This window comes from Deltaproteobacteria bacterium (assembly GCA_011375175.1).
GTDB lineage: Bacteria > Desulfobacterota > GWC2-55-46 > GWC2-55-46 > DRME01 > DRME01.
In genome coordinates, this window is sequence record DRME01000027.1 from 22,753 (window position 1) to 48,270 (window position 25,518).

Below are 25,518 nucleotides of genomic sequence, written 5' to 3' on the forward strand. Positions count from 1 at the left end.
GGCCGGCAGCCGCTTTGCGCACCGACGACGTTTCGTCGTCCAACAAGACTTCCTGTTTTTTCTTTGCCTACTTTCTTTTTTTCAAAAAAGAAAGTAGGTCAGAAGGATTTCCAGCTCGGGAGGGCGTTCAAGGAGAGGGGGTCGCGCCTGCCGTTCTTTAGCATGTGGTAGGCGGCCGCCGCGACCATGGCGGCGTTGTCGCTGCACAGGCGCGGCGGCGGGATGAAGAGCCTAACCCGGCCGGAGGCGGCGCGCTCGGCGAGTCTTGCGCGGAGTCTGGAGTTGCAGGCCACGCCGCCGGCGACGATGAGCGTGTCCGAGCCTGTGGCGCCGAGGGCCCGGAAGGCCTTTTCCACGAGCACGTCAACGACGGCCTCCTGGAAGCTCGCCGCTATGTCGGCCGTCTCTGAGGGGGCGGGCGGGCGTCCCAGCCCACTTATGTGGTTTAGCACCGCCGTCTTTATGCCGCTGAAGCTGAAGTCGAGGTTTTTCTTGTCCTCCAGCATGGGACGTTTGAAGGGCACGGCGGAGGCGTCTCCCCCGCCGGCCGCCCTGTCTATGGCCGCTCCGCCGGGGAAGCCGAGTCCCAGGAGCTTTGCCGCCTTGTCGAAGGCCTCGCCCGCCGCGTCGTCGCGCGTCTGACCGAGCACCCGGTAGTCGCAGTGGGATGTGTACTCGAGAAGTGTCGTGTGTCCCCCGGAGACTATGAGGGCGACGAGCGGAAAGCAGGGGGCCTGGCCGCCTTCGCCGCCGTCGATGAAGGCCGCCATGGAGTGGGCCTCTATATGGTTCACGCCCACAAAGGGCTTGCCGGACACATAGGCTATGGCCTTGGCGAAGGACAGCCCCACCAATATGGAGCCCACGAGCCCGGGGCCGCGGGTGACGCCGATGGCGTCGATCTCTTCGAGCGAAAGCCCGGCCCTCGAGAGCGCCTCTTCGACTACGGGTATCACCGTTTCTATGTGGCGGCGCGAGGCGAGCTCTGGCACCACGCCGCCGTACCTGCCGTGTATGTCGTCCTGCGAGGAGACGACCGAGGAGAGCAGGCGCGCGCCGTCCTCGACCACCGCGGCGGCCGTGTCGTCGCACGATGATTCTATGCCGAGTACGAGCAACGAGTTTCCTCCTTGCGTCAAGCCGCACCTGCCGCTATTTCCTTCACTGCGGCTATGAGCGCGTCTATGTGGTCTTCGGTGGTGAAGCAGCCGGGGCTTGCGCGCACCGCCCCCCGGGGCATGGTGCCGGCCAGGCTGTGGGCGTCGGGTGCGCAGTGCAGGCCGCAGCGGACCATTATGGAGAAGTCGCCGTCGAGCCGCATACCCACCTGCTGGGGGTCGAGCCCCCCGATGTTGAACGATACGAGCGGGACCCTCTTTTCCGGCTCCCGTGGGCCGAGCACCGTCACTCCCTTGATGGAGGCGAGCCCTTCGAGAAGGCGCGCCGTGAGCTCGATCTCGCGCTCTCTCAGGGCGGCGACGGTCCTTTCGGCCAGGAAGTCGATGGCCGCGCCGAGCCCCGCTATGCCTGGGGTATTGAGCGTTCCCGCCTCCAGTCTCTCCGGCGTCTCGGCGTCCCGGTCCGCCGAGCCGGTGCCGCCGTGGAGAAGAGGCGCAGGCTCCACGCCTTCGCGCAGGTAGAGAAGGCCCGTGCCCTGGGGACCGAGAAGCGACTTGTGGCCCGTTGCGGCGAGGACGTCAATGGCCATGGACTCGGCGTCCACGGGCAGGGCGCCCGCCGTCTGGGCGCAGTCGGCCATGAAGAGCACGCCGCGGCTGCGGCACAGCCCGCCGACCTCGGCGATGGGCTGGATGGCGCCGAGGACGTTTGACGCATGGGTCATGACCACCATGCGTGTTGCCGGTCTCAGGGCCTTCCTTACATCGTCGGGGCCGACCGTATGGCCCTTCGCCGGGCGCAGTCTCGTCACCTCCGCCCCGGCCGCTTCGAGGGCCCGCAGGGTGGCGGCCACGCTGTCGTGCTCGAAGGCCGTGGTCACCACGTGGTCGCCGGCGCGGACAAGGCCCTTGAGCGCGAGGTTTATGGATTCGGTGGCGTTCTTGGTGAAGACGATGCGCGACGAGTCGTCCACGCCGAGCAGCGCGGCCGCCTTTTCGCGCACCGCGAAGACGAGGCGGGCGGCCTCCAGGGCCATGCGGTGGGAGCTTCTGCCGGGGCTTCCGCCCACCTCGGCAACCACGCGCCCCATGGCCCCGGCCACACCGGGCGGCTTGGGAAAGCTCGTTGCGGCGTTGTCGAGATAGATCATCCCGACATTTTAGCAGAATCTTACTTTCTTTTTGGGAAAAAAGAAAGTAAGCAAAGAAAAACCGTTGAATCTTGACGGGTGTCGTGTCGGCGTCGGGACTCCATGCGGCCCTCGTCCTTCTCTCCCGCCGGGTCCCGTTTTTTGGGGGTCAATTCTTTATCGCCGACGAGTCAGGCGTTTTTCTGGCATAAGTCTTTTGTGGCCCGATTAGTACGGCCCTCGGCTGTCGGGCCGCAAAGGCGTAAAAAGATCCCGCCTGGCGCGGCCCGACAGCCAAGGGCCGTTTCCCCAGTTAGGGCTTCCTCAAGGCTCCCTCAAGTGGCGTTCGATGCGCATGTGGATGAGCATGTCGTGGAAGGACGGTGAGTTCATGGGGTCTTTCTCGAAGAAGAAGAGGTGGGAGGCGCAAGGGCAGCGGCCCGGGCCGAAGCCCGGGACCGGCCTGTCGGAGAGGGCGCGGAGGCCGCGGGCGAGCATGCAGGCCATGGAGTCTTCGGGCGTGCGCACGGCAAGGGCGGCGCGAAGCGTCGAGACTGCGCGGAGGTGGTCGAAGGGGCTTCGCAGGCGTTTTCTCAGGGGCCGGAGCCCACGGACCGCCGCGTCGAGTCCCGCCGGGGCCGCCCCGGCGTATACGTAAAATCCCTTCGAGAGCCGTAGCGGGGCGAGGCCGCCGGGCTCGACCGTAGTTTCCCTTTCGACCCGCGCCACCGCGAGGTATGCGCCGCTGTCCACGTTTTCGCGCTCCACGACGGACCATGCGACGGGAAGGCGCCTGGTCTCGGCCTCGAGGGTCAGGTCCGCGCCGTAGCTCACGGCGCAGGCGACGACATCGACCTTTGTGCGCGCCCTGCAGAGGGCGGCTGCGAAGGCCGGGTCCGTGTGGTAGTCGGGGAGGAAGCACTCGAGGCCGGGGCTGCCGACGATGAAGAGCACGGCCGCGTCGAGGCCGTCGCGGGCAAGCGCCGCGAGCTCCTCGACGTGGCGCGCCCCACGCTCGGTGACGGCGTCGGGAAAGAGGGCGGCCCGGCGGCCGAAGAGCGTGCAGGACTTGACCTCCACCACCGTGCGCCGTCCCCGCCGCTCGACGAGGAGGTCGAAGCGGCTGCGGCCGAAGCGGACCTCGCGCTCCAGGATCCTTGCGCCCTCGAAGCCCGGCACGAGCCCTTCCGCGATGAGGTGGGCGGCGGCGTCGTTTGTCCTGTGGGTGTGGAGCATGACGGGCGTACCGTCCCTTTCGACGGCCACGGCCGTGAAGGGGTGGCGCTTGCCGGGGCTCTCCTCGAGCAAGAGGGCGGCGCCGGGGTGGAGGAGTTCGCTCAGGCGTCCGGGGTTGGGCAGATAGGCCGAACTTCGCCGTCCCCCGACCTCGCACACCACAACGAAGCGGTTGGGCCTTTCGATGAAGCGGCCCCGCCTGAGCGCCCCGAAGAGGCGCACTAAGGCAGGCTCCTTCGCCGTCCGGCGAGATGGGCGTAGGGCGGCGCGGTGGAGAGCCGCTCGTCGCCGACGGCCTTGCCCACGGCGAAGAGGTAGACGCACTGGAGCGAGTCGTCGTCGATGCCGAGCAGTTCGCGGACGAGGTCGTCGAAGAAACAGCCTATGCCCGTGCCCGAGAGGCCGCGGGCCGTGGCCTGGAGGTAGAGGACCTGGCCGGTGAGGCCCGCCTCCCAGTGGAGTCTCCTGTAGGCGTGGGCGTCGGCCTCGACGGCGCCGGACAGGTCCGTGACCATGGCGAGCGAGAAGGCGCCGTCGGCCGCTATGGCCTGGCCGCAGGCGCAGAGGGCGGCCAGGCGCGAAAGATCACCGCGGCGCAGAAGACGCAGCTCCAGGTCCTGCGGCGCGCCTTCCACGGCGCGCCAGAGAAAGCGCGGGTCCGTGGCGCCGCGCAGCCTCCCGCCCTCGCCGCTTCGCACCAGCACGTACAGCCCCTTTTCAAGCCCCTCCACACGGTGGACGAAGATGAAGAGATCCGAGGGCCGGACCGGTATGGAGAGCTCGTAGGGGAGGCGTCCGGCGGCGGGCATGAGGGATTCGAGGATGGCGAAGAAGTCGCCGCTCGTCATGGCCGTGCGGCCGTCGTAGTCTCTGCCGCTGCGGCGCCGCCGTATGACCGAGGCCGCCGGAAGGTCGGGTGAGGGCTGGGGCACCCCGCCGCGCCAGGGAAGCGGCGGCGGGGCCGGCCCGCTTCGCCTCTTTTCGGTTATCCGCGCCGCCTCGTAGACGACCGACCAGTCGTCGTGCTCGGCGCTGAGCCGGTTGGGCGCGCCCATGAGCTCGGAGCCCGCCGGCACGGCGGCGAGAGGGTCCCGGGGGAGAGAGCCGGCGGCTTCCCCGTGCGGGCCTTCCACGAGGAGGGCCATCACCGGGTCCTCGTCTTCGAAAGGAGCGAAGGCGGTCCTGTCGAGTCCCGTGAGCGCGCGGAGCTCGTTGTCCGTCGGTTCCGTCATGTACCGCACGCGCAGGCCGAAGAGGCCGGCGGCGACGGAGACGGCCGCAGCGGCGTGGCCTGCGTCGAGGAGGCAGTAGCGAAAGGCCCTCTCACCGTACTTCCAGCATTCGCGCCACCAGATCGACGTGAGGACCACCACGAAGGCGCCCGCCCCGTCCCCCGCCTCCGCGCCCGGTCCCAGGGCCCTCACCTCGAGGACGTGATCGAAGGGCTCGTAGTGGCAGAGCCGTCCAGGCTCGCCGTCCAGCGGCGGCAGCAGCAGGTACGCCTCCACGGGATGGAGGTTGCCGCTGGACGGGTTCATGCGAAGCGCCCAGCGCGTCCCTCCGTAACCCTTCCAGGCCGACAGTCCCAGCGAGAGCTCGACAACGGCGGCCGCGTGGTCGATTGTGAGAGACTCCGGCCCGCGCTCCTCTCTTTTGCAGAGCGCCCCGGAGCCGGCGGCGGGGTCGCGGGCGAGCAGGGGAAGCTCGATGCGCGGCGCCTCGGCGTAGACCCGCCGCGGATCGGGTTCGCTGCGCCAGTCCAGTCCGCCGGGACCGACGGCGTAACGGCCGGGACGGTGCTTCGTCCGCTCGTGGTAGTCGCTGATCCCCGATATCTCCACGCCATGCTCCGCATCCCTGCTGAGGGAACCTTTTTGTAAAGGGTCACAGACCCACGGTTCCCTCAGACTCCCTCCAAAAACTTTTAACGCCCTGCGGATCATCCCGATTTTGCAAGCAAAATCGGGATGATCCGCAGGGAATTAAAAGTCTTTGAAGGGGGTATTGACCGCGCCCGCCGCCTGGGGGCGGCAGCCGGGAGGTTCGGGCCGCAAAGGCGTAAAGATCCCGCCTGGCGCAGGCCGAACCTCCCGGCTGCCGCCGAGGACCCGAGTAACATACGAGAGGGCGGGGGGAAGACGCGGGCCTGCGGCCCTTCTACAGAAAGTTTCCCCCCGGGTAGTCAACCCCAGTCTTCGTCGCGCAGCAAGAGTCGTTTTACCGGCTCTCCGCCGATGAAGTGTTTGTCAACGATCTCCTCCACGTCGGCGGGGGTGATGTTGCAGTACCACACGTCGTCGGGGAAGAGGGCCGCCACGGGGCCCTCGAAGCAGGGGCCGAGGCATCCCGTGGGGACGAGCCCCACGGTGCCGGTGAGTCCGCGCTCTTCCATGACCTCGTAGAACCTGGCCGCCACCTCGCGCCCGCCCTTGAGTGTGCAGGAGCCGCGGGGGTGGCCCTGGGGCCGCTCGTTGTTGCATATGAAGAGGAATCGCTCGGGTTTGGCCATAGTGTTCAAGCCTCCTTGTCGGTTCGGTAGTGTTGCGGCGCAGTCCCTATGATACAACAGGACGGTCCGCTATTCAAGACAATTGAGACCCTCTTAGACTTCTTTTCTCCGCTCCCCCATCATGGCCGTGAGTTCGGCCGCGTCGAGGACGGCCGCTCCGCCGGCGTCGTTGTTGAAGTAGACGTAGACGTCCCTGCCCTCGGCGAGGAAGTCGCCTGCAAGGTCGGCCCAGGGCCTGAGGCCGCGGCGGCCGTAGCGGCCGCTGTAGGCGGGCCGGGGGCCGTGCAGGCGCATGTAGACGAATGGAGCGGTGGCTACGACGGGCGAAGCGAACTCGCCCATGTGGTAGATGCAGAGCGAGAGGCCCCGGCTGCGCAGCAGAGCGTAGACCTCCTCGTCGAACCAGCTTGCGTCCCTGAACTCGAAGGCGAAGTCCACGCCCGAGGGGAGGGCGTCGATGAAGAGGGCGAGCCTCTGGCGGTTGAGGCGCCAGCGTGGCGGCAACTGGAAGAGTACGGGGCCGAGGGCGCCTCCCAGACGAGCCGCCCGTTCCATGAAGGCTTCGAGCGGCGCGGCCGGGTCCTTGAGTTTCTTCATGTGCGTAATGTAGCGGCTCGCCTTGAGGGCGAAGACAAAGCCCGGCGGGGCCGTTTCGCGCCAGTGATCGAAGGCCCGGGGCGAGGGGAGGTGGTAGAAGGTGTTGTTGATCTCCACGGTCGGAAAACGGGCGGCGTAGAAACCGAGACGCCCGCGCTTTTCAAGGCCCGCCGGGTAGAAGACACTCTCCCAGTGGTCGTAGTCGTAGCCCGACGTGCCAACCAGCAGGCTCGCCCCCGCGCCGCCCCCGGCCTTTCCAGTCCTCTCCACAGCCTGCACGCTCCATTCCTCGCGGGGCCAAGGTAATCCCTAAGGAAGCTCTGATTTATTACGCTGAGGGAACCTTTTTGTAAAAAGGTTCCCTCAGACTCCCTCCAAAAACTTTTAATGCGAGTTGGTTTCCCCCTGTTTGCCAAGCAAAACAGGGGGAAACCAACTCGTATTGAAAGTCTTTGAAGGGGGTCTGGGGGAAACTTTCTACAGAAAGTTTCCCCCAGGGTAATAAACCAGAGTTTCCTTAAAGGATATTCCACCGTCTTGAGGCTGTCAAGCGGCGCGGCTTCGATTGACTCGGCGGCCGCGTCGTGGTAATAATTCGGTCATGTATTATGCGACCACCATAGGGTTTTCGACGTCTGGATTCTGCGACGTGGTGAACATCACCGACGAGGTAGAGGCCGCCGTGGAGGAGGCCGGTGTGGCCGACGGCGTGGTCACCGTCTTTGTGCCCGGCTCCACAGGCTCGGTGACGACCATCGAGTTCGAGGACGGCGTGATAAGCGACCTCAAGGAGGCCGTGGAGCGGCTTGTGCCCCGGAATATGCACTACGACCACGACCGCCGCTGGGGCGACGGCAACGGTTTTTCCCACGTGAGGGCGGCGCTCCTGAAGCCCGGCATAACCGTGCCGATCATAAACGGCGAGATCGCTCTGGGCACGTGGCAGCAGATAGTCTTCCTCGACTTCGACAACAGGCCCCGCACAAGAGAGGTCGTCGTCCACGTCATGGGTGACTGAGATGTTCGTCACCGGCCTCGGTCAGTGTTCCCTCGACTGCATCGTCGTGGTGGACGGTTTTCCCCGCGAGGACACGAAAAAGGAGGTCGAGGCCGTGACCGTCGAGGGCGGAGGGCCCGCCGCGACGGCCATGGTGGCCCTTTCCCGCCTCGGCGTGGCCACGGCGCTCATGGGCCGCGTAAGCGACGACGACGCCGGAAGGGCCATACGCAGGGGCCTGAGGGCCGAGGGCGTCGATACGCGGTGGCTGCGCACCGAGAAGGGGGGTCTTTCCCAGCGGGCCTTCATAGTGGCCGACAGGGCCAGGGGCACGAGGACCATATTCTGGCGCCGTCCGACGACGGCTCCGCTGCGTCCCGGCGAGGTGGCGGCGTCGGTCATAAGAAGAAGCGACTTCCTCCTTGTGGACGGGCTGATGATGGATGCCTCGCTTCATGCCGCGGCCCTGGCCCGCGCCTTCTCGGTGCCCGTCATGGTCGACGCCGGGAGGGTTCGGCCCGGCATGATGAGGCTGCTCGGCCTGTGCGACTACATCGTGGCTTCCGAGGAGTTCGCAGGGGAACTCGCCCCCACTTCCCGCGGGGCCATCGACGAGGTGCTGGCCCTGCGCGGCAAAGAGCCTCCCCGGGCCGTGACCGTAACGCTCGGCGGCCGCGGAAGCGAGACGTGGTGCGCGGGCCGCTTCTTTCACACCCCGGCCTACGAGGTGGAGGTCGTAGACACCACGGGCGCGGGGGACGTCTTTCACGGAGGCTACATCTACGGGCTGCTCCGCCGCTGGCCCATAAGGCGCACCGTGCGCTTCGCCTCGGCCCTGGCGGCCCTGAAGTGCAGGGCCGCGGGCGGGCGCGCCGCCATCGCCACCCTCGAAGAGACGCTCGCCTTCATGGAACGGGCCTCCACCGTCCGGCCTTCGTGACCGCACCACCCTTGCATTGCATTGAAACCGGGCTATACTGGAATAGGCCGCCTCCGCGCGCCCCAGGCCCGGAGGCGGCCAGGCACAAGACCGCGAGGGAGAGATGAAGCCCTACGACATAACGGTCATAGGCGCTGGCTCGGGGGGGCTCGTCGTCGCCGCGGCGGCGGCCCAACTCGGCGCCAGGGTGGCGCTGGTGGAAAAGGACCGCATGGGAGGCGAATGCCTCAACACGGGCTGCGTGCCGAGCAAGGCCCTTGTCCACGCGGCCCGAACCGTCCGCACCGCCGCCGGGGCCGCGAGGTTCTGCGCCGCACCGCCGGAGCTCAGGCTCGACTACGGCCGCGTGGCCGACTACATCCGCTCGGCCATCGCCGCCATCGAGCCCCACGACTCGGCGGAGCGCTTCCGCTCGCTGGGTTGCGACGTGGTCATGGGCGCGGCGCGTTTCGTCTCGGACCGGGAGATCGAGGTAGAGGGGCGTCGCATCGAGAGCCGGAGCTTCGTCGTCGCCACCGGATCGAGCCCCCTCGTCCCGGACATCGAGGGACTGCGCGGGCTCGATGTGCTGACCAACGAGAACGTCTTCGAGCTGCGGGAGCTGCCGCCTTCCCTGGTGGTGCTCGGCGCGGGACCCGTAGCCGTCGAGCTCGGCCAGGCCATGGCGCGGCTTGGCTCGAAGGTGACGATCCTCCAGCGCTCCGCTCACATCCTCTCGCGCGAGGACCGCGACGTGCGGCTCAAGATGGAGGAGATACTCAGGGCCGAGGGGCTGGACATAATCACCGGCGCTGCGCTGCGCCGCTTCGAGGCCGACGGCCCCGCGAAGGTCGTCTTCTACGAAAGGGACGGCGAAGAGAGGTCGCTGCGCGCCGACGCCCTGCTCTGCGCCCTCGGCAGGGTGCCCAACACCGGGGGCCTCGACCTCCACGCCGCGGGCGTGGACTTCGACGAAAAGGGCATAACCGTGGACGAGCGGCTTCGCACCTCGCGGCCCCACATCTACGCCTGCGGCGACGTGACCGGTCCCTACCGCTTCACCCACATGGCCGCCTACCAGGCGGGCGTAATCGTCCGAAACGCCGTCTTCAGGCTGCCGGCGAAGGTAGACTACAGGACGGTGCCGTGGGTTATATTCACGGACCCCGAGGCGGCCCGCGTGGGCATGACCGAAGAGCAGGCCCGCGCCGCGGACCCGAAGGTCAGGGTCTACTCCTTCCCCTTCAAGGACAACGACAGGGCCGTCACCGACGACTCGACCGGGGGCTTCGTAAAGCTGCTGTGCAACGGCCGGGGCCATATAATGGGGGCCCACATCGTCGGACCCCACGCCGGCGAACTGCTGGCGCAGATAACGCTTGCCATGCGCACCGGACTGACGGTGGACGACATAGCGGCGACGATCCACCCCTATCCCACACTCTCCGAGGCCGTCAAGCAGGCGGCCTCGCTCAGGATGAAGTCCTCGCTTACGCCGCTTCGCAAAAAGATACTGAAATTCCTCTTCCGCCTCCACGGCGAAGACTAAAGGATTTTGCTGAGGGAACCTTTTTGTAAAAGGGTCACAGACCCACGGTTCCCTCAGACTCCCTCCAAAAACTTTTGACGCGAGTTGGTTTCCCCCTGTTTTGCCTGGCAAAACAGGGGGAAACCAACTCGTATTAAAAGTCTTTGAAGGGGGTCTGGGGGAAACTTTCTTCAGAAAGTTTCCCCCAGGTTGCCCGCGCCGGCCGCCTCGGCGGGGCGGCGGTCCCTGGGAGGTTCGGGCCGCAAGGGCGTAAAAATCCCGTCCGGCGCGGGCCGAACCTCCCAGGGACCGCCGGACATACGTACAAGGACGGTCCGGGGGAAACGTGGGCCTATGGCCCTTCTACAGAAAGTTTCCCCCGGAAGAGGTTCGTGTCATGAAGAAGAGCACGGTCAGGTTTGCGGGGTTGGTGGCTTTCATCGTTGCGGCGGCCGTTGCCGTGCGTGTCGGGGGGGGTGATCGGTATCTCGATCAGGAGGTCTTGAGGCGGTGGATCGCCGGTTTCGGTCCCGCCGGTCCTCTTGCCTACATACTCCTTTACAGTCTCGCGCCGGTGCTGATGCTGCCCGGTCTGCCCATAACCGTTGTGGGAGGGGTGCTCTTCGGTCCCTTCTGGGGGGTCGTCTACGTGGCGGTGGGCGCTAACATGGGGGCCTGTCTCGCTTTTCTCGCGGCCAGGTATATGGGACGGCGGTGGGTGGAGTCGCTCATCGAGAAGAAGGGAGGGGGCGGAAGGCTCGCCGAGCTCGACCGCCGCGTCGAGACCGAGGGGTGGAAGATAGTGGCCTTCACGCGGCTCATACCGCTCTTTCCCTTCAATGTGCTCAACTACGCCTTCGGGCTCACGAGCATACGCTTCAGCCACTATGCGGCGGCCTCCTTCGTCTTCATGCTCCCGGGCATAACGGCCTACGTCGTCTTCTCGAGCTCGCTTCTCGATGTGCTCAAGGGAAGGTTGTCAAAGGAGTTCGTAGCCGGGCTCGTCCTCGTCGTCGCCGTCTCGCTCCTACCATTCGTGTACAGGCGCATGAAGGGTCGCTTCTGACCGGAGAGGTCCGCCCGCGCCAGGCGGGGGTATACGCCTTTGCGGGCGGACCTCTCCGGCCAGAAGCGACGAGGGACGCCGGACTTCTTCGGCACCGGTTGATCTCAGGGCCCTCTTGTATTATATTCAGTCCATGAACAGGATCGCATTAACGGCGCTTTTCACGGCGACGGTCCTCTTCTCGACCCTTGCCGGTGCCGGGGCCATGTCCCGCCGTCCCGGCGGCACGGCGGAGGAGACCCCGACCGAGCGGCTCGCCGGGGAGAGGAGGCTCGTCATCCCCGGCGGTCTCGCCGCAAGGAGGCTTCCCGAGCCGCAGAGCGAGGGGGCAAGGCTCTTTTCGCGCTACTGCGGGCAGTGCCACAACCTGCCCAACCCCAAGATGCACTCCGTCGTCGAGTGGCCCTCCATGTTCGAGGAGATGATGGCTCACGCCCGTTCTCTCGGCGCGGTCAGGCCCGGCATAGAGACGCCGGGCGAACGGGCCAGAAACGAGATAGTCTCCTACCTCCGGCGCCACGGCATGAAGTCCCTCTCCGACGACGACCCGGCGCTGAGCGGCGAGGGGGCCTTCACCTTCATCTGGTTCTGCTCCACCTGCCACGCCCTCGCCGACCCCGCCCAGCACGACCTCCGGGAGTGGCGGGACGTGATCGAAAGGATGAACGGCTACCGCAGGAGCATGGGAAGGCCCGTCATGACCCCCTCCGACATGGACGCCATCGTCGAGTTCTTCCGTACCTACCTGGAAAGAGAAGGCGTCCGGGCCGACCGGTGAGGGATAAGCCGCCCATGGACCTCGAAAGGTTGAGGGGGGCCTTTCCCGTCACCCACGAGCTCGTCTACCTCAACCACGCCGCCGTGGCGCCGGCCTCGACGAGTGTTGCCGCCGCCGTCGTGGACTTCATGCGCGAGAACGTCCGTTTCGGGGCGCTCCACTATGACCGCTGGCTCGCCCGCGCCGAAGAGGTCCGGGCCATGGCGGCCCGTCTCATCGACGCCTCGCCTTCGGAGGTGGCCTTCGTTAAGAACACCTCCACGGCCATCTCCATCGTGGCCAACGGCATCGACTGGAGAGAGGGCGACAACGTGGTGACCGCCGAGTGCGAGTTCCCGGCGAACGTCTACCCCTGGATGAACCTCGCCTCCCGGGGCGTTGAGACGCGCTTTGTGAAGGAAAGGGAGGGGCGCGTGAGGGTCGGGGATATAGCGGCCGCCATGGACGGGCGCACGCGCCTTGTGAGCATAAGCTGGGTCGAGTTCCTCTCGGGCTACCGAAACGACCTGGCCGCCGTGGGACGGCTCTGCCGCGAGCGGGGCGCCCTCTTCTGCGTCGACGCCATCCAGGGCCTGGGAGCGCTCAGGCTCTCGGTCAGGGATACGCCCGTGGACTTCCTGGCCGCCGACGGCCACAAGTGGCTTCTCGGCCCGGAAGGCATCGGCCTCTTCTACTGCTCGGAGAGGGTGATCGACCGGCTCCACCCGGCGGTCGTGGGGTGGAACAGCGTTGTCGATGCGGGAGAGTATCTGCCCCACCGCTTCAAGCTCAAGGAGGACGCCGGCAAGTTCGAGGAGGGAAGCCCCAACATGCTCGGCATCCACGCCCTCGGCGGCGCGCTCTCGCTCATCGAGGAGGCCGGTATCGACGGGATAGAGGCGCGGGTGCTCGCACTGACGGCGCGCATCATGGAGGGGCTCGACGGGGCCGGCGCAGAGGTCCTGAGCCCACGGGGCGAGGGCGAACGCTCTGGAATAGTGCTCTTCAACGCCCCCGCCGGGCGGAAGGGCAACGGCGAGCTCTTCGGACGGCTCATGAAAAACCGCGTCTTCTGCTCGCTTCGAAGCGGCTTTCTCAGGGTCTCTCCCCACTTCTACAACACCGAAGAGGAGATCGACCGCTTCATCGGCGTCGTGGAGGGGGGTCCGTAGCCTCTTGCCGGCCCGCAACGCAGGCCGTCGAGGGCCGCTGCGCGGGTCTAAAGCTCCTCTTCGGCTCCGCGCTCGCCCAAGGGGCGCTGGAAGGTCCAGATGAAAGGCTCGTAGACGAGTTTCTTGCCCGCCATCTTGACAGACCCCGAGGGGAGGGCGAAGGGCAGGGAGATGATGAAGACCGCCGTGCCGGCCACCACCGAGACCACGCCCACCGGCCTGAGCAGCAGCATGTCGAAGATTATGGCCTCGGCCGACGGTTCATCCTCGATTGTCGCCGGTCCGGCCGCCGCGGGCGCGGCCGCGCTCAGGGCGATGAGCAGGGCCAGTGTCAGGGCCAGTGACCTCTTCATTATTGGTCTACCTCCTTGCTTTGATTGACCGCTCGCGCTTGGGCGAGGCTGCGCAGCGAAGGGTGGTACGGCCCGGCGACGACTCTTTCGCCGAGCTCCGGCCCCTGGGGCAGCCCGATTCTCACGACGGGCACGCCCGCCTTGCGCGCAAGGCGTAGCGCCGCGGCGCAGGCCTCGACGGTCTCGTCCAGGCCCCAGGGCTCGAACCCGCCGTCGAGATACATCTCGTGCAGCGTCGTTCCGGCCATCACTACTGTAGGATATATCCTGAGGAAGTGCGGTGTCAAGTCCAGGGCGGCCCGGACGGTCGCCTCGAAGCGGGCCGGCGTGTCGCCCGGAAGCCCGGGCATGAGCTGCAGCCCCACCTCCATGCCTGCGGCCCCGAGCACCTCGACGGCCCTCACCGTGTGGGCCGCGGTGTGTCCCCTTCCCGACAGGCGCAGGACCTCGTCGTCCATCGACTGGACGCCGAGCTCCACGGTCCTTACGCCCTGCTCCTTGAGAAGGCCGGCCCTTTTCTCATCCACGGCGTCGGGCCTGGTGGAGACCCTGAGCGAGTCGAGCCTGCCCGCCCTCACAAACGCGGCAGCCGCGGCGAGGTAGCGGCGCTGCACCGGCTCGGGCAGGGCCGTGAAGGTGCCGCCGTAGAATGCCGCCTCCCTTGGACCGCCTCCCTTCCACGTAGAGAGATAGAGCTCCACCGTGGCCGCCACGTCGGCCTCGGAGGGCATGGACCGCGCGCCCGTGACCGCCCCCTGATCGCAGAAGACGCAGCGGTGGGGGCAGCCGCCGAAGGGTATGAAGATCGGTATGATCAGTCGTTTCTTGCGGGCCATCTACGGCGGCTCCTCTGCGGGCACGGCGGGTCCCGGCCCCCTCAAGCGGGCTTTTCCCGGCCTTTGTCGATGGCGGCCACGGCCTGGCGGGCCGCAAGCTGTTCGGCGTCCTTTTTGCGGCGCGAGGCGGCGCGTCCGAGCACGCGCTCTCCCACCTTCACCTCCACCTCGAATATCCGCTCGTGGGCCGGTCCCTCCTCGCTCACGACCCTGTAGCTGGGCTGGGTGCCGAAGAGCCGCTGCGAGAGCTCCTGGAGTCTCGGCTTCCAGTCGAAGTGGACGAGCTCGGATGCCGCTTCCTGGAATAGACCGTCGAAGTGCCGGACAATGAAGTCGAAGGCGCCGTCGAACCCCTTTTCGAGATAGACGGCCGCAACGACGGCCTCGAAGACGTTGGCCAGGAGTGTGGGGTTCTTCATGCCCTGCGAGAGCCGCTCGCCCCGGCCCAGGAGCAGGCAGCTCCCGAGCTCGAGGCGGCGGGCGAGCTCGGCGAGCATCCGCTTGTTCACGAGCCGCGCCCTCAGCCTCGTAAGCTCTCCTTCGTCCACGTCGGCGAACCTCTCGTAGAGGAGCCTGCTCACGACACAGGAGAGTACGGCGTCGCCGAGGAATTCGAGCCGTTCGTTGCACTCCAGTTCCTCGTCGTCGCTCTCGTTCAGGTACGAGCGGTGCGTGAAGGCCTGGTTCAGCAGGGCGCGGTCCTCGAACCTGACGCCCAGCCTCTGCTCAAGCCCTGCGAGCAGTTCTTCACGGCGCTGCGCCGTCGTCTTCTTGTCTTCCATAGCCTCCTCTGCGCTTCAGGCCCCCGCTCCCCCTTGCGAATCCGAAAGAGCGCTCATGGCTTCCCGTCCCCTCATCCCGCAAGCTCACCCCTCATGACGGAGCCGTCGAACCCCGAAAGCCGCACCGACGCCTCGCGGCCCATGAGATCGTCGGGGCCGGAGAGCGCAACGGGCAGGTAGTTGCGGGACCGGCCCCGCAGCACGGCGCCGTTCCCCTTTCCCTCGATGAGCACCGCCGCCTCGCGGCCCACAAAGCGCGAGCAGAAGGCGCGGCGCTTTTCCCCGTCGAGCTCGCGGAGCCGGGCCGCGCGCTCCTTTATTATAGCAGAATCGACCTGCTCCGCCATGGCGGCGGCCGCCGTCCCCTTGCGTCTTGAGAAGGGGAAGACGTGCAGGTAGGCAAGCGGCAGTTCCTCGATGAGCTCCACCGTGTTGGCGAACTCCCGCTCCCCCTCGCCGGGAAAGCCGGCCATGACGTCCGCGCCTATGGCCACGCCGTCCACGGCCCCGGCGAGCCGCTCCACGAGCCTTGCGAAGAGGCGCCTGTCGTATGGGCGGTTCATGCGCCTCAGTACGGAGTCGTCTCCGCTCTGGAGCGGCAGGTGGAGGTGGTTGCAGACCCGGGATGCGCCGCTCAGGAGCTCGATCATGCGTTCGTCCACCTCGTCGGGGTCTATCGAGCTGAGCCTTACGCGGATGCGCAGGTTCGACGCCTCGACCCGTTCGAGCAGTTCCGCGAGCGAGCGCCTGGGCGAGAGGTCCCGGCCGTAGGCGCCGAGGTGGATGCCCGTCAGCACCACCTCGGCGAAGCCTGCCTCGGCCAGGGCCTCCATCTCGGCGAGGGCTTCCTCGATGGCCATGCTCCGCGAAGGTCCCCTCGCCGCGGGGATTATGCAGTAGGAGCACCGCCTGTCGCAGCCGTCCTGTATCTTGAGGTTCGCCCTCGCGCGACCGCCGGCGCTCCTTGCCCGCATGGCGGGAAAGGTGGCGCGGCCGTTTCCGCTCACGGCGGTCTCGGCGCCGCTGCGGCGGCCGCGGCTTATGTACTCGACGATGCGGGCCTTTTCGGCGTTGCCGAGCACGTAGTCCACGCCCTCGATGGCCGCCGCCTCGCCCGGTGAGACCTGGGCGTAGCAGCCCGTGACGATGACGACGGCCTCTGGATTGAGGCGCCGCGCCCGGCGCACGAGGTTTCTCGACTGGGCGTCGGTGCGGGCCGTCACCGTACAGGTGTTTATCACGTAGGCGTCGGCAGGGGCCGGAAAGGCCACGGTCTCGAAGCCGCCCGCCGCGGCGAGCTCCTCCATGGCCGCCGAGTCGTACTGGTTCGAGCGGCATCCCAGCGTCGTCACCGAGACCCGCAGCCTCGGCTCCTTCGCCCCCTTCACCTCAGGGCCTCCTCTATCCATCCGCCTCCGACCACCTCGTCGCCGCTGTAGAAGACGACGGCCTGTCCCGGCGCGACCGCCCGCTGGGGCCTGGCGAAATCCACCGACACCCGGTCCGCTCCGAGTCTTTCCACCCGGCAGGCGACGCCCCCGTGGCGGTAGCGTATCTTCGCCGTAAGCTCTCCCTCGGCGGCCGCCCCGTTTATCCAGTTGACCCGTCCGGCCGTGAGCCCCCGCGCAAGGAGCTCTTCGCTCCGGCCCACGACGAGCCTGTCGGCCCCGCTGTCGATCTCGACCACGTAGTAAGGTCCGTCCGGGAGGTCGAGACCCCGGCGCTGGCCCACGGTGTAGCGGTACAGGCCCCTGTGGCGGCCGAGCACCCGGCCCGCGGTGTCCACGATTTCGCCCCCCCCGCCGCCTATCCTCCCGGCCAGGAAGTCGCCGCGGCCGCCGCGGGGTATGAAACATATCTCCTGGCTCTCGGCCTTCTCCGAGGTCCCGAGCCCGAGACGCCGGGCCTCGGCCCTCACCTCGTCCTTTGTCATCCCCCCTATGGGAAAGAGCACCGACGAAAGCTCATCGGCCGTCATGGTGAAGAGAAAATAGGACTGATCCTTGCGCCCGTCAACGCCACGCAGAAGCCTCGGCCCCCGGGGCCCCGGGGCGATCCTCGCGTAGTGGCCCGTGGCGAGCAACCCTATACCCATGGCCCTCGCCTTGCGCAGCAGCACGCGGAACTTCATCACCTCGTTGCACTTTATGCAGGGGTTGGGCGTTGCGCCGGCGGCGTAGGACTCGACGAAGTAGTCCACCACGGCCGAGCGGAACTCCCTCTCCAGGTTCATAACGTAGTAGGGTATGCCGAGGGCGTGGGCCACGCGCCTTGCGTCGTAGAGGTCGTCGAGCGAACAGCACGAACCGGCCCCCGCCCCGGCGGCGTCTTCCTCGACCGAGTGGTCCCAGAGCTGCATGGAGACGCCTATGACCTCCCAGCCACGCTCCTTCAGAAGCGCCGCGGCCACCGACGAGTCCACCCCGCCGCTCATCGCCACCATTACCTTCCCGTTTGACATATTATGTACCCTGGGGGAAACTTTCTGTAGAAAGTTTCCCCCAGACCCCCTTCAAAGACTTTCAATACGAGTTGGTTTCCCCCTGTTTTGCCAGGCAAAACAGGGGGAAACCAACTCGCATTAAAAATTTTTGGAGGGAGTCTGAGGGAACCCTTTTACAAAAAGGTTCCCTCAGTGCAGTGCAATAAATCAGAGTTTCCTTAAGGTTCCCTTGGAAGGATTATACATCAGGAGCTTGTTTTTTTAAAGGGTTGGGGAGTTCGTGCATGGTCCGGCGGGCCTTACGGCGCTGGCAGGCCGTGCAGGTCCGCCGGGTTTGCGGTGAAGGAAGAAAGGGTATCGAAAAGGCGCGGGCCGCTCAGCCGGCGGCGAGCCGTTTTTTGTAGTCCTCGATTGCGGCGTGCAGGGCGTCGGCCGCCAGGTTAGAGCAGTGCTGCTTCACCGGCGGCAGGCCGTCGAGGGCCTCGGCCACGGTCTTGTTCGAGATCTTCTCGGCCTCGTCGAGGTGCTTGCCCTTGACGAGCTCGGTGACCATGGAGCTTGTGGCGATGGCCGCGCCGCAGCCGAAGGTCTTGAACTTAACGTCCGTAATTACGTCGTCCTCGACCTTTATGGTGAGCTTCATTATGTCGCCGCAGGCCGGGTTGCCCACCGTGCCCGTGCCGCTGGGGTCCTCTATCTCCCCCACGTTGCGGGGGTTGGAGAAATGGTCCATGACTTTTTCGCTGTACATCTATTCCGTCCTCCCCTCTTGTGCTTTGTATTAGGGAAACTCCGATTTATTACCCTGAGCGAACCTTCCCCTACCGGCCGCCTCGGGGGGGCTGTGCCGGGGGTTCGGGCCGCAAAGGCGTAAAAACCCCGCCTGGCGCGGGCCGAACCCCCGGTACAGCCGAAGACCCGAACAACATAGGGGCAGGGGGGAAACGTGGGCCTGTGGCCCTTCTTCAGAAAGTTTCCCCAAGAGTTCCCCTACCGGCTGCCTCGGGGGGCTGTGCCGGGGGTTCGGGCCGCAAAGGCGTAAAAACCCCGCCTGGCGCGGGCCGAACCCCCGGTACAGCCGAAGACCCGAATAACATAGGGGCAGGAGGGAAACGTGGGCCTGTAGCCCTTCTTCAGAAAGTTTCCCCCATAGTAATCAACCGGGTCTTCATCCGTCCCTGCCGCCGCACTGTCCGGCGTCGAGATCGAGGCGCGCGGCTCCTCCCGAGGAGGCCGAGTACAGGGGCGACATGGAGCGCATCCTCTCGACTATGGGCGGCATGACCTCGAGAAGGAGGTCCACGTCCTCGTCGGTGTTGCTCTTGCCGAGGCTGAACCTCACCGAGCCGTGCGAGAGCTCGTGGCTTAAGCCCATGGCGATGAGCACGTGCGAGGGCTCGAGGCTGCCGGAGGTGCAGGCCGAGCCGCTCGAGGCCGCTATGCCGTGCATGTCGAGGTTGAGAAGAAGGGACTCGCCCTCGACGAACTCGAAGCTCAAGTTAGTCGTGTTGGGCACGCGCCTTTCGGGATGTCCGTTGAGCTTTACGTGGGGGATGCGCTCCATGAGCCCCTTTTCGAGTCTGTCTCTCAGGGCGCGAAGCCTCGAGATTTCGGTCTCCATCTCGCGCGAGGCCACCTCGCAGGCCTTGGCGAGCCCCACGATGCCGGCTACGTTCTCGGTGCCGCCGCGGCGGTTGCGCTCGTGGTGGCCGCCGTGCACAAGCGGCGTAAGGCGCACGCCCCGCCTTGCGTAGAGCGCCCCCACTCCCTTGGGGGCGTAGAGCTTGTGGCCCGATATGGTGAGCAGGTCCACGCCCAGCTCCCTTACGTCCACCGGTATCTTGCCCGCCCCCTGCACGGCGTCGCAGTGGACCGTCACGCCCCGCTTCTTCGCCTCGGCCGCTATCTCCTTTACGGGAAAGATCACGCCCGTTTCATTGTTGGCGAGCATGACGGAGACGAGCACGGTCTCGTCCCTTATATGTCCGGCCACGTCCTCGGCCGAGACGAGACCGTATTCGTCGACGTCGAGGTAGGTGACCTCGAAGCCCGTCTTCTCCAGATACCTGCAGGTGTTGAGCACCGCCGGGTGCTCGACCCTGGTCGTTATGATGTGGTTGCCCTTCTCCTTCTTCGCGAGCGCCGCCCCTTTTATGGCGTGGTTGTCGCCCTCGGTGCCGGAGCTCGTGAAAATGATCTCGTGGACCGTGCAGCCCAGGAAGGAGGCGACCTGCTCGCGGGCGTCCTCCACGGCCTTGCGTGGCCCCCGGCCGGCCCAGTGGATACTCGACGGGTTCCCCCACTCTTCGCGGAGGTAGGGGACCATGGCCTCGAAGACCTCTTCGTCTACAGGCGTGGTGGCGTTGTGATCGAAGTAGATCTTTTTCAACAGGACCTCCTTTCGGGCCCGCTCCGGCGGTCCTCGCCGCCTCTGCCGGCCCGGCCGCCGCCCCCGGCCTCGCCGTCGGAGGCCGCGGCCTTTGCTTGCTTTTTCAGGTCTTCAATGGTGACGGAACTGAGGAACTCGTATATCTTCTCGCCCAGACCCTTCCATACGCGCTGGGTGCTGCAACGTTTCGCCCGCTCGCAGCCGCTGGAGTCGTCGTCGAGACAGGCAACGGGATTGAGAGGCTCCTCGACGGTCGTTATGATCTCGGCGACGTTTATCTCGGTCGTGGGCCTTGCCAGCACGTAACCGCCGCCCGGACCGCGCACGCTTCTCACCACCCGCCCCTTTCGCAGCTTGCCGAAGAGCTGCTCCAGATAAGAGAGCGATATGCCCTCGTCAGCCGAGATGTCCCTGAGCGCGACCGGCTTCCCGTCGCCGTGACAGGCCAGATATACCATGGCCCTCACGGCGTATTGCCCCCTCGTCGATAACCTCATCCCTCGAAGCCTCCCGATGCCTTCCAGGCTCCACGCCTTGATCCAGACTATTATACCTTATCATTTTTGTCAAGTATTTCTTTCGCCGGCAGGGACGCCGCCCTGCGGGCCCCTTGCTCCAAACACAGGGGGCCGGAAGACCCAAAGCTGTTGACAGCCTTCCCCACGCCCTGATATCCTTAGAGAAACTCTAATTAATTACTCTGGGGGAAACTTTCTGAAGAAAGTTTCCCCCAGACCCCCTTCAAAGACTTTTGATACGAGTTGGTTTCCCCCTGTTTTGCCTGGCAAAACAGGGGGAAACCAACTCGTGTCAAAAGTTTTTGGAGGGAGTCTGAGGGAACCTTTTTTCAAAAAGGTTCCCTCAGGATAATTAATCAGAGCTTCCTTAAGGTTACCATGGTGCCTGTAGTTGCGATAGTAGGGGTTTCTGGGAGCGGCAAGACGACGCTTGTGGAGAAGGTGGTGGCCGAGCTCACCGAGCGGGGCTACCGCGTGGGGACGCTCAAGCACGACGTTCACGGCTTCGACATGGACTGCGAGGGCAAGGACTCGTGGCGCCACAAGCAGGCGGGGGCCGAGGCGGTGGTGTTGAGCGCGCCGGGCAAGGTGGCGCTCATCAAGGACGTGGACGGCGACCTTGCCCCCCGGCTGCTGGCCTCCACATACCACAGCGACATGGACATCGTCATCGCCGAGGGCTTCAAGCGCGCTCCCATACCGAAGATAGAGGTCATCCGCAAGGCCTGCTCCATGAAGCCCGTGTGCGCCAAGGACAGAAACCTCATCGCCTACGTGAGCGACATCAGGCTGCGCGGCAGGATACCGCGCTACGACCTCGACGACGGCGGCGGTGTTGCCGATCTCATAGAGGAGCGTTTTCTCAGCGGCCCCGAGGCGCCGGAGTCGCAGGGCATCTCGCTCATCGTCGACGGAAGGCGCGTAACCCTCAAGCCCTTCATCGCCGGACTCCTGCGTGACGCGGTCGCCGGCATGACCCGCAACCTCAAGGGATGCGAGGACCCGACGATCATCGAGCTTCGCATAAGGAGGACCGACAGGCGCCACTGAGCCGGCCGTTCCTGGGGAGGGGGGAGAGGGCGAGCGGCGTTGCGGCTCGCCTTCTTTCTTGAAAAGAAGAGGCGTGGGAGACACAATGACGGGATTTGACGAGTGCAGCGCCGCCGTGCTCGCCGGCGGGCGCAGCAGGCGCATGGGCTTCAACAAGGCCCTGATAGAGGTCGATGGGACGACGATCATCGCCCGCACCGTCGGCCTCCTGCGGGAGCGCTTCGACGACGTCTTCATAGTGGCGGGCGACCCCCTCGTCTACGAGTCCATAGGTTGCGCCGTGGTGGCGGACGTCGTAAAGGACGCGGGTTCGCTGGGCGGCATCCATACCGCCCTCTTCCACGCCCGATGCCCAAGGGTCTTCGTCACGGCCTGCGACATGCCCTTTCTCGCGGCCGACGTCATCGGAAGGGTGGTCGAGGCGGGGGCCGCGGCGGCGGCCGACGCCGTTGTCCCCTATATCGACGGCAGGCTCCATCCCATGCACGCCCTCTACTCCAAAAAGTGCCTGGAGGCGGTGGAGTCCATGATAAGGGCCGGCAACCTGCGGGTAATGGACCTCTTCGAGAGGGTGCGGACGAGGACGCTCGACGAGGCGGACTTCAAGGGCCTTGCGGCGAGGGAGTCGGTCGGCAACGTCAACACCCCCGAGGACCTGGAGCGGGCCGGACTCGCCGTCCCTTTCGCCTCGCCGCTTCAGCCGCCACACGGCCGTCCCGCCTCGCAGGGAACACCGTGAAGGAGCACAGGGGGCTCGAGGAACTCGTCGCCATAATGGAGCGGCTGCGCTCTCCCGGGGGATGTCCCTGGGACCGGGAGCAGACCGAAAGGAGCCTCATACCCTTCGTCATAGAGGAGGCCTACGAGGTGGCCGGAGCCATCGAGAGCGGCAGCGCCGACTCTCTCAAGGAAGAGCTCGGCGACCTCCTCTTCCAGATAGTCTTTCTCGCCCGCCTTTGCGCTGAAAAGGGTCTTTTCACCATCGATGACGTGATAGCCGCCGCGGCAGAGAAGATGATCCGCCGCCATCCCCATGTCTTCGGCGACGCCGAGGCCGAAACGTCGGAAGAGGTTCTCCGCCGGTGGGCCGAGATCAAGGAGCGGGAGCGGCGGGCAAGGCCAGGCGGCGGTTACCTTTCGGACATACCGGAGGCCATGCCCGCGCTCCTGCGGGCCGGGAAGGTCTCAGAGCGCGCCGCGAGGGCTGGGTTCGACTGGAGCCGCACAGACGAGGTGCTCGACAAGGTCGCCGAAGAGCTCGACGAGCTCAAGGCCGCCCTCGCCTCCGAAGACGCCGGGGCCGTGGAGGACGAGCTCGGCGACGTCTTCTTCGCGCTCGTCAACGTCTGCCGCTTCGTGGAGGTCGACCCGGAGACGGCGCTGCGAAAGACCATCGGACGCTTCATAAACCGCTTCCACCATATCGAGAGAGAGCTCGCCTCCCAAGGGCGCGAACTCTCGTCGGCCTCGCTCGCCGAGATGGAGTCGCTGTGGCGGGAGGCCAAGCTCGCCGAAGGGGACGGCAAGGGGCCGTCACGGAAAAAGCAAGAGAATCCGCAGTCTTAAAAGCCCTTTCCCCAAATGCTGTGGATAAGCTGTTGAAAAGACCGGGGATGGAATGGCGCACAGGGCGCGCACACAAGGGCTTCCGGCATTCTGCATAATTTTTAACCAGCAATTTATCCTTATAAATCGAGCTGTTGGGCGAACCGGGGTCTCTTTTCACCGGGACCGCCTCAACGGCGTCTCCCGGCGATCCTCTCTCTCACCATCTCCTTGAAAAACAAGAGTTCCTCCACTTTGAGCACCATGGAAGACGTAACAAAGACAACGACTCCGGCGGCCATGCAGCCTGTGAGTAGAAGGGCCTTCGACCATCCGGCAAGGGCCGTCCACTCCATTTCCCGGGCCGGGACGTAGAGGGCTGCTCCCATCACAAGGGAGGCGGCGAGGGACCTGGCGGCCGAGAGGGCCGTGCGCCGCGCTCCCATGGGGCCGAACCGGCGGCGGAGGACCGCGAGGAGAAGGACCGTGTTGAGGGCGGCCGAGAGGGTGGCGGCCAGGGCGAGCCCGCCGTGGGCGAGCGGCCCCCGCAGGACCATGCACATGGCGATATTGAAGAGGAAGGTCGCTGCGGCGACCATGACGGGTGTGGAGGTGTCCTTGAGGGAGTAGAAGACCGAGGCGAGTATGCGGCTCGATGCCACGGGTATGACGCCGAGGGCGTAGAAGGTGAGGGCGAAGGCCGTGGCCGAGACGTCGCCGGCGGTGAAGCTGCCGCGGCCGAAGAGGACGTCTATGATCAAGGGACCGAGGACGGCGAGGCCGACGGCGGCAGGTATGGAGACGAAGTTCACAAGGCGCAGGGCAAAGCCCAGCGAATCCCTGAAGCGGGTCCACTCCTCCCTGGCCGCCTGCTGCGCGAGGGTCGGCAGCACGGCGGTGCTCACCGATACGGCGAAGACGCCCAGCGGCAGCTCCATGAGGCGGCCGCTGTAGTAGAGGTAGGAGACGCTCCCCTCGCCGAGCTCCGAGGCGAAGCGCAGGGTGACGAATATGTTGAGCTGGTAGACGCCCACGCCGAGGGCGGCGGGCCCCATGAGCAGCAGTATCTTCCTTACGGCCTCGTCGCCGAAGGAGAAGTCGGGCCGCGGGAACATGCCGTAACGGCTCAGGAAGGGAAGCTGGAGGGCGAACTGGAGTAGCCCGCCCGCCACCACGCCGGCGGCCAGGGCGTAGACGGGTTCGGCGAGCAGGGGACCGAGCCCCAGGGCCGCGGTGATGACGGCGGCGTTGAGGAGCACAGGCGCAAGGGCCGGGGCGGTGAAGTGCCTGAACGAGTTCAGTATGCCCATGGCTATGGCCATGAGCCCGATGAAGAGGAGGTAGGGGAACATGAGTCTTGTAAGGCTCACGGTGAGCTCGAACTTGCCTGCCGCGAAGCCCGGGCTCATGAGCCGGACGAGCTGGGGGGCGAAGGCCGCGCCTGCCAGCGTCAGGACCAGCAGGATGAGGAAAAAGAGCGTGAAGACCCGGCAGGCGAGCCTGTAGGCATCTTGGCGGCTGCGGCGCTCGAGCTCCTCGGTGAAGATGGGCACAAAGGAGCTGGTGAGCGCGCCCTCGCCGACGAGCCTTCTGAGGAGGTTCGCTACGCGGAAGGCGACGAAGAAGGCGTCGGCCGCAAGCCCTGCGCCGAAGAGCCAGGCTATGACGGCGTCGCGCAGGTAGCCGAGCACCCGGCTTGCGAGGGTGAGCGCGCCCATCACGCCGGCGGCGCCCGTTATCCTCCTGCCCTCTTCCATTACCACCGGCTCCGGCCGGCGCCCGCCAGGGACTCATGGCCAAAGGGCTTGACAAGGCCCGAAAAAGACCCTAATATAATACGATTATCAAACCTGGAGGTAATGAAGTTGGCAAACCACCGCTCGGCCGCAAAGAGGCACAGGCAGAGCCTTAAGAGGAGGGCGAGAAACACGGCGATAAAGTCCTCCATCAAGACGGCCATAAAGAAGGTCAGGGAGAGCATAGCAAGGGGCGACAGGGAGACGGCCGAAAAACAGCTCCGGGCCGTCGCCTCCAAGCTCGACAGCGCCGTGAGCAAGGGCGTGCTCCACAGAAACAACGCCTCGCGCCGTATAGGCCGCCTGGCGAGGGCCGTCCACTCCGTTCAGGCTTCCTGAGAGGGGCGCCGCGCTCAGAGGCCCCGCCCTCTCCCCGGGAATGCTTGCCGCCGAAGCGCTGAGTAATCATCCCGGGGAACTCTCCGGAGAAGGGCCGTAAGCCCGCACGCCCCCCGCGCCCCCTCCCCTGTTATTCGGATGTTCGGCGGCACCGTGGAGGTTCGGGCCGCGCAAGGCGGGATTTTTACGCCTTTGCGGCCCGAACCTCCACGGTGCCGCCCCCACACGCAGCGGGGGCGGACAGGAAACTCTGATGGAAATTCTGATTTATTGCGCTGAGGGAACCTTTTTGAAAAAAGGTTCCCTCAGACTCCCTCCAAAAACTTTTAATGCGAGTTGGTTTCCCCCTGTTTTGCCAGGCAAAACAGGGGGAAACCAACTCGTATTGAAAGTCTTTGAAGGGGGTCTGGGGGAAACGTGGGCCTATGGCCCTTCTAC

Annotated in this window: 25 protein-coding genes; 10 read left to right on the forward strand and 15 right to left on the reverse strand. The window is 65.9% G+C overall.

The genetic code is table 11. The features are described from left to right. Window positions 1-98: 98 nt before the first annotated feature. From tsaD to ENJ37_02005, 6 genes are all read right to left on the reverse strand, one after another. Complete coding sequence (gene tsaD, locus ENJ37_01980) at window positions 99-1,118, reverse strand: tRNA (adenosine(37)-N6)-threonylcarbamoyltransferase complex transferase subunit TsaD (GenBank protein ID HHL39251.1); 1,020 nt, start codon at window positions 1,116-1,118, stop codon at window positions 99-101. Window positions 1,119-1,135: 17 nt separating this feature from the next. Continuing rightward, window positions 1,136-2,269, reverse strand: a complete 1,134-nt coding sequence (locus ENJ37_01985) for an aminotransferase class V-fold PLP-dependent enzyme (GenBank protein ID HHL39252.1) — start codon at window positions 2,267-2,269, stop codon at window positions 1,136-1,138. Between the two features lie 303 nt (window positions 2,270-2,572). Further along, window positions 2,573-3,808: a DNA/RNA nuclease SfsA gene (gene sfsA, locus ENJ37_01990; GenBank protein HHL39253.1), complete on the reverse strand. Its 1,236-nt coding sequence runs from the start codon at window positions 3,806-3,808 to the stop codon at window positions 2,573-2,575. Continuing rightward, window positions 3,706-5,427, reverse strand: a complete 1,722-nt coding sequence (locus tag ENJ37_01995; protein HHL39254.1) for a SagB/ThcOx family dehydrogenase — start codon at window positions 5,425-5,427, stop codon at window positions 3,706-3,708. The genes sfsA and ENJ37_01995 overlap by 103 nt, the downstream gene beginning before the upstream one ends. Before the next feature lie 239 nt (window positions 5,428-5,666). Then, window positions 5,667-5,993: a (2Fe-2S) ferredoxin domain-containing protein gene (locus ENJ37_02000; protein ID HHL39255.1), complete on the reverse strand. Its 327-nt coding sequence runs from the start codon at window positions 5,991-5,993 to the stop codon at window positions 5,667-5,669. Between the two features lie 93 nt (window positions 5,994-6,086). Beyond that, window positions 6,087-6,818, reverse strand: a complete 732-nt coding sequence (locus ENJ37_02005) for a DUF72 domain-containing protein (protein ID HHL39256.1) — start codon at window positions 6,816-6,818, stop codon at window positions 6,087-6,089. 373 nt (window positions 6,819-7,191) lie between these two features. Between ENJ37_02005 and ENJ37_02010 the strand changes: the two genes are divergently transcribed. The 6 genes from ENJ37_02010 to ENJ37_02035 all read left to right on the forward strand — a co-directional run bounded on the left by ENJ37_02010 (window position 7,192) and on the right by ENJ37_02035 (window position 13,029). Beyond that, window positions 7,192-7,608 carry a YjbQ family protein gene (locus tag ENJ37_02010; protein ID HHL39257.1) on the forward strand — a complete coding sequence of 139 codons (417 nt, stop codon included), beginning with the start codon at window positions 7,192-7,194 and terminating at the stop codon, window positions 7,606-7,608. Further along, entirely contained in the window at window positions 7,601-8,527 is a 927-nt protein-coding gene (locus ENJ37_02015) for a sugar kinase (protein ID HHL39258.1), read from the forward strand. The genes ENJ37_02010 and ENJ37_02015 overlap by 8 nt, the downstream gene beginning before the upstream one ends. Window positions 8,528-8,630: 103 nt before the next feature. Next, window positions 8,631-10,055 carry a hypothetical protein gene (locus tag ENJ37_02020; GenBank protein ID HHL39259.1) on the forward strand — a complete coding sequence of 475 codons (1,425 nt, stop codon included), beginning with the start codon at window positions 8,631-8,633 and terminating at the stop codon, window positions 10,053-10,055. 376 nt (window positions 10,056-10,431) lie between these two features. After that, the gene (locus tag ENJ37_02025) at window positions 10,432-11,100 is read left to right on the forward strand and encodes a TVP38/TMEM64 family protein (GenBank protein ID HHL39260.1); all 669 of its coding nucleotides are present in this window, start codon (window positions 10,432-10,434) and stop codon (window positions 11,098-11,100) included. Window positions 11,101-11,233: 133 nt separating this feature from the next. Continuing rightward, a complete protein-coding gene (locus ENJ37_02030; GenBank protein ID HHL39261.1) occupies window positions 11,234-11,878 on the forward strand; it encodes a hypothetical protein in 645 nt (214 codons plus the stop codon). Next, the gene (locus ENJ37_02035; protein ID HHL39262.1) at window positions 11,875-13,029 is read left to right on the forward strand and encodes an aminotransferase class V-fold PLP-dependent enzyme; all 1,155 of its coding nucleotides are present in this window, start codon (window positions 11,875-11,877) and stop codon (window positions 13,027-13,029) included. The genes ENJ37_02030 and ENJ37_02035 overlap by 4 nt, the downstream gene beginning before the upstream one ends. Before the next feature lie 47 nt (window positions 13,030-13,076). Here the strand turns inward: ENJ37_02035 and ENJ37_02040 are convergent, their stop codons facing one another. From ENJ37_02040 to ENJ37_02075, 8 genes are all read right to left on the reverse strand, one after another. Then, a complete protein-coding gene (locus ENJ37_02040; protein ID HHL39263.1) occupies window positions 13,077-13,382 on the reverse strand; it encodes a hypothetical protein in 306 nt (101 codons plus the stop codon). Beyond that, window positions 13,382-14,218: a radical SAM protein gene (locus ENJ37_02045; GenBank protein ID HHL39264.1), complete on the reverse strand. Its 837-nt coding sequence runs from the start codon at window positions 14,216-14,218 to the stop codon at window positions 13,382-13,384. The genes ENJ37_02040 and ENJ37_02045 overlap by 1 nt, the downstream gene beginning before the upstream one ends. A 41-nt stretch (window positions 14,219-14,259) precedes the next feature. Next, complete coding sequence (gene rnc, locus ENJ37_02050; protein HHL39265.1) at window positions 14,260-15,000, reverse strand: ribonuclease III; 741 nt, start codon at window positions 14,998-15,000, stop codon at window positions 14,260-14,262. Between the two features lie 71 nt (window positions 15,001-15,071). Then, on the reverse strand, window positions 15,072-16,409 hold the full coding sequence (gene mtaB, locus ENJ37_02055; GenBank protein ID HHL39266.1) for a tRNA (N(6)-L-threonylcarbamoyladenosine(37)-C(2))-methylthiotransferase MtaB: 1,338 nt from the start codon (window positions 16,407-16,409) through the stop codon (window positions 15,072-15,074). Continuing rightward, the gene (gene mnmA, locus ENJ37_02060) at window positions 16,385-17,461 is read right to left on the reverse strand and encodes a tRNA 2-thiouridine(34) synthase MnmA (GenBank protein ID HHL39267.1); all 1,077 of its coding nucleotides are present in this window, start codon (window positions 17,459-17,461) and stop codon (window positions 16,385-16,387) included. Before mnmA ends, mtaB begins: the two co-directional genes overlap by 25 nt. 358 nt (window positions 17,462-17,819) lie before the next feature. Further along, a complete protein-coding gene (gene nifU, locus ENJ37_02065) occupies window positions 17,820-18,194 on the reverse strand; it encodes a Fe-S cluster assembly scaffold protein NifU (protein ID HHL39268.1) in 375 nt (124 codons plus the stop codon). Window positions 18,195-18,611: 417 nt separating this feature from the next. Continuing rightward, a complete protein-coding gene (nifS, locus tag ENJ37_02070) occupies window positions 18,612-19,832 on the reverse strand; it encodes a cysteine desulfurase NifS (protein ID HHL39269.1) in 1,221 nt (406 codons plus the stop codon). After that, window positions 19,829-20,329 (reverse strand): Rrf2 family transcriptional regulator, encoded by a 501-nt coding sequence (locus ENJ37_02075; protein ID HHL39270.1) that lies wholly within the window; start codon window positions 20,327-20,329, stop codon window positions 19,829-19,831. The genes nifS and ENJ37_02075 overlap by 4 nt, the downstream gene beginning before the upstream one ends. A 399-nt stretch (window positions 20,330-20,728) precedes the next feature. Between ENJ37_02075 and mobB the strand changes: the two genes are divergently transcribed. From mobB to ENJ37_02090, 3 genes are all read left to right on the forward strand, one after another. Beyond that, window positions 20,729-21,400, forward strand: a complete 672-nt coding sequence (gene mobB / locus ENJ37_02080) for a molybdopterin-guanine dinucleotide biosynthesis protein B (protein HHL39271.1) — start codon at window positions 20,729-20,731, stop codon at window positions 21,398-21,400. A gap of 85 nt (window positions 21,401-21,485) precedes the next feature. Then, window positions 21,486-22,139, forward strand: coding sequence for a molybdenum cofactor guanylyltransferase (locus tag ENJ37_02085; GenBank protein ID HHL39272.1), 654 nt, complete (start codon window positions 21,486-21,488; stop codon window positions 22,137-22,139). Beyond that, entirely contained in the window at window positions 22,136-22,966 is an 831-nt protein-coding gene (locus ENJ37_02090; GenBank protein ID HHL39273.1) for a nucleoside triphosphate pyrophosphohydrolase, read from the forward strand. Before ENJ37_02085 ends, ENJ37_02090 begins: the two co-directional genes overlap by 4 nt. 170 nt (window positions 22,967-23,136) lie before the next feature. Here the strand turns inward: ENJ37_02090 and murJ are convergent, their stop codons facing one another. Continuing rightward, window positions 23,137-24,702 carry a murein biosynthesis integral membrane protein MurJ gene (gene murJ, locus ENJ37_02095; protein HHL39274.1) on the reverse strand — a complete coding sequence of 522 codons (1,566 nt, stop codon included), beginning with the start codon at window positions 24,700-24,702 and terminating at the stop codon, window positions 23,137-23,139. 108 nt (window positions 24,703-24,810) lie between these two features. On the opposite strand from murJ, the gene ENJ37_02100 reads away from it, so the two are divergent. Further along, window positions 24,811-25,080 (forward strand): 30S ribosomal protein S20, encoded by a 270-nt coding sequence (locus tag ENJ37_02100; GenBank protein ID HHL39275.1) that lies wholly within the window; start codon window positions 24,811-24,813, stop codon window positions 25,078-25,080. Window positions 25,081-25,518 lie beyond the last annotated feature (438 nt).

What these genes read in the sequence shown, in the direction of transcription:
- ENJ37_02020 (HHL39259.1), top strand. Translation starts at nt 8,631, where the DNA reads ATGAAGCCCTACGACATAACGGTCATAGGCGCTGGCTCGGGGGGGCTC.
- rnc (HHL39265.1), bottom strand. Translation starts at nt 15,000, where the DNA reads ATGGAAGACAAGAAGACGACGGCGCAGCGCCGTGAAGAACTGCTCGCA.
- mtaB (HHL39266.1), bottom strand. Translation starts at nt 16,409, where the DNA reads ATGGATAGAGGAGGCCCTGAGGTGAAGGGGGCGAAGGAGCCGAGGCTG.
- ENJ37_02045 (HHL39264.1), bottom strand. Translation starts at nt 14,218, where the DNA reads ATGGCCCGCAAGAAACGACTGATCATACCGATCTTCATACCCTTCGGC.
- murJ (HHL39274.1), bottom strand. Translation starts at nt 24,702, where the DNA reads ATGGAAGAGGGCAGGAGGATAACGGGCGCCGCCGGCGTGATGGGCGCG.
- mobB (HHL39271.1), top strand. Translation starts at nt 20,729, where the DNA reads ATGGTGCCTGTAGTTGCGATAGTAGGGGTTTCTGGGAGCGGCAAGACG.
- ENJ37_02085 (HHL39272.1), top strand. Translation starts at nt 21,486, where the DNA reads ATGACGGGATTTGACGAGTGCAGCGCCGCCGTGCTCGCCGGCGGGCGC.
- ENJ37_02025 (HHL39260.1), top strand. Translation starts at nt 10,432, where the DNA reads ATGAAGAAGAGCACGGTCAGGTTTGCGGGGTTGGTGGCTTTCATCGTT.
- ENJ37_02000 (HHL39255.1), bottom strand. Translation starts at nt 5,993, where the DNA reads ATGGCCAAACCCGAGCGATTCCTCTTCATATGCAACAACGAGCGGCCC.
- mnmA (HHL39267.1), bottom strand. Translation starts at nt 17,461, where the DNA reads ATGTCAAACGGGAAGGTAATGGTGGCGATGAGCGGCGGGGTGGACTCG.
- ENJ37_01995 (HHL39254.1), bottom strand. Translation starts at nt 5,427, where the DNA reads ATGATCCGCAGGGCGTTAAAAGTTTTTGGAGGGAGTCTGAGGGAACCG.
- ENJ37_02030 (HHL39261.1), top strand. Translation starts at nt 11,234, where the DNA reads ATGAACAGGATCGCATTAACGGCGCTTTTCACGGCGACGGTCCTCTTC.
- nifU (HHL39268.1), bottom strand. Translation starts at nt 18,194, where the DNA reads ATGTACAGCGAAAAAGTCATGGACCATTTCTCCAACCCCCGCAACGTG.
- ENJ37_01985 (HHL39252.1), bottom strand. Translation starts at nt 2,269, where the DNA reads ATGATCTATCTCGACAACGCCGCAACGAGCTTTCCCAAGCCGCCCGGT.
- ENJ37_02075 (HHL39270.1), bottom strand. Translation starts at nt 20,329, where the DNA reads ATGAGGTTATCGACGAGGGGGCAATACGCCGTGAGGGCCATGGTATAT.
- ENJ37_02010 (HHL39257.1), top strand. Translation starts at nt 7,192, where the DNA reads ATGTATTATGCGACCACCATAGGGTTTTCGACGTCTGGATTCTGCGAC.
- ENJ37_02040 (HHL39263.1), bottom strand. Translation starts at nt 13,382, where the DNA reads ATGAAGAGGTCACTGGCCCTGACACTGGCCCTGCTCATCGCCCTGAGC.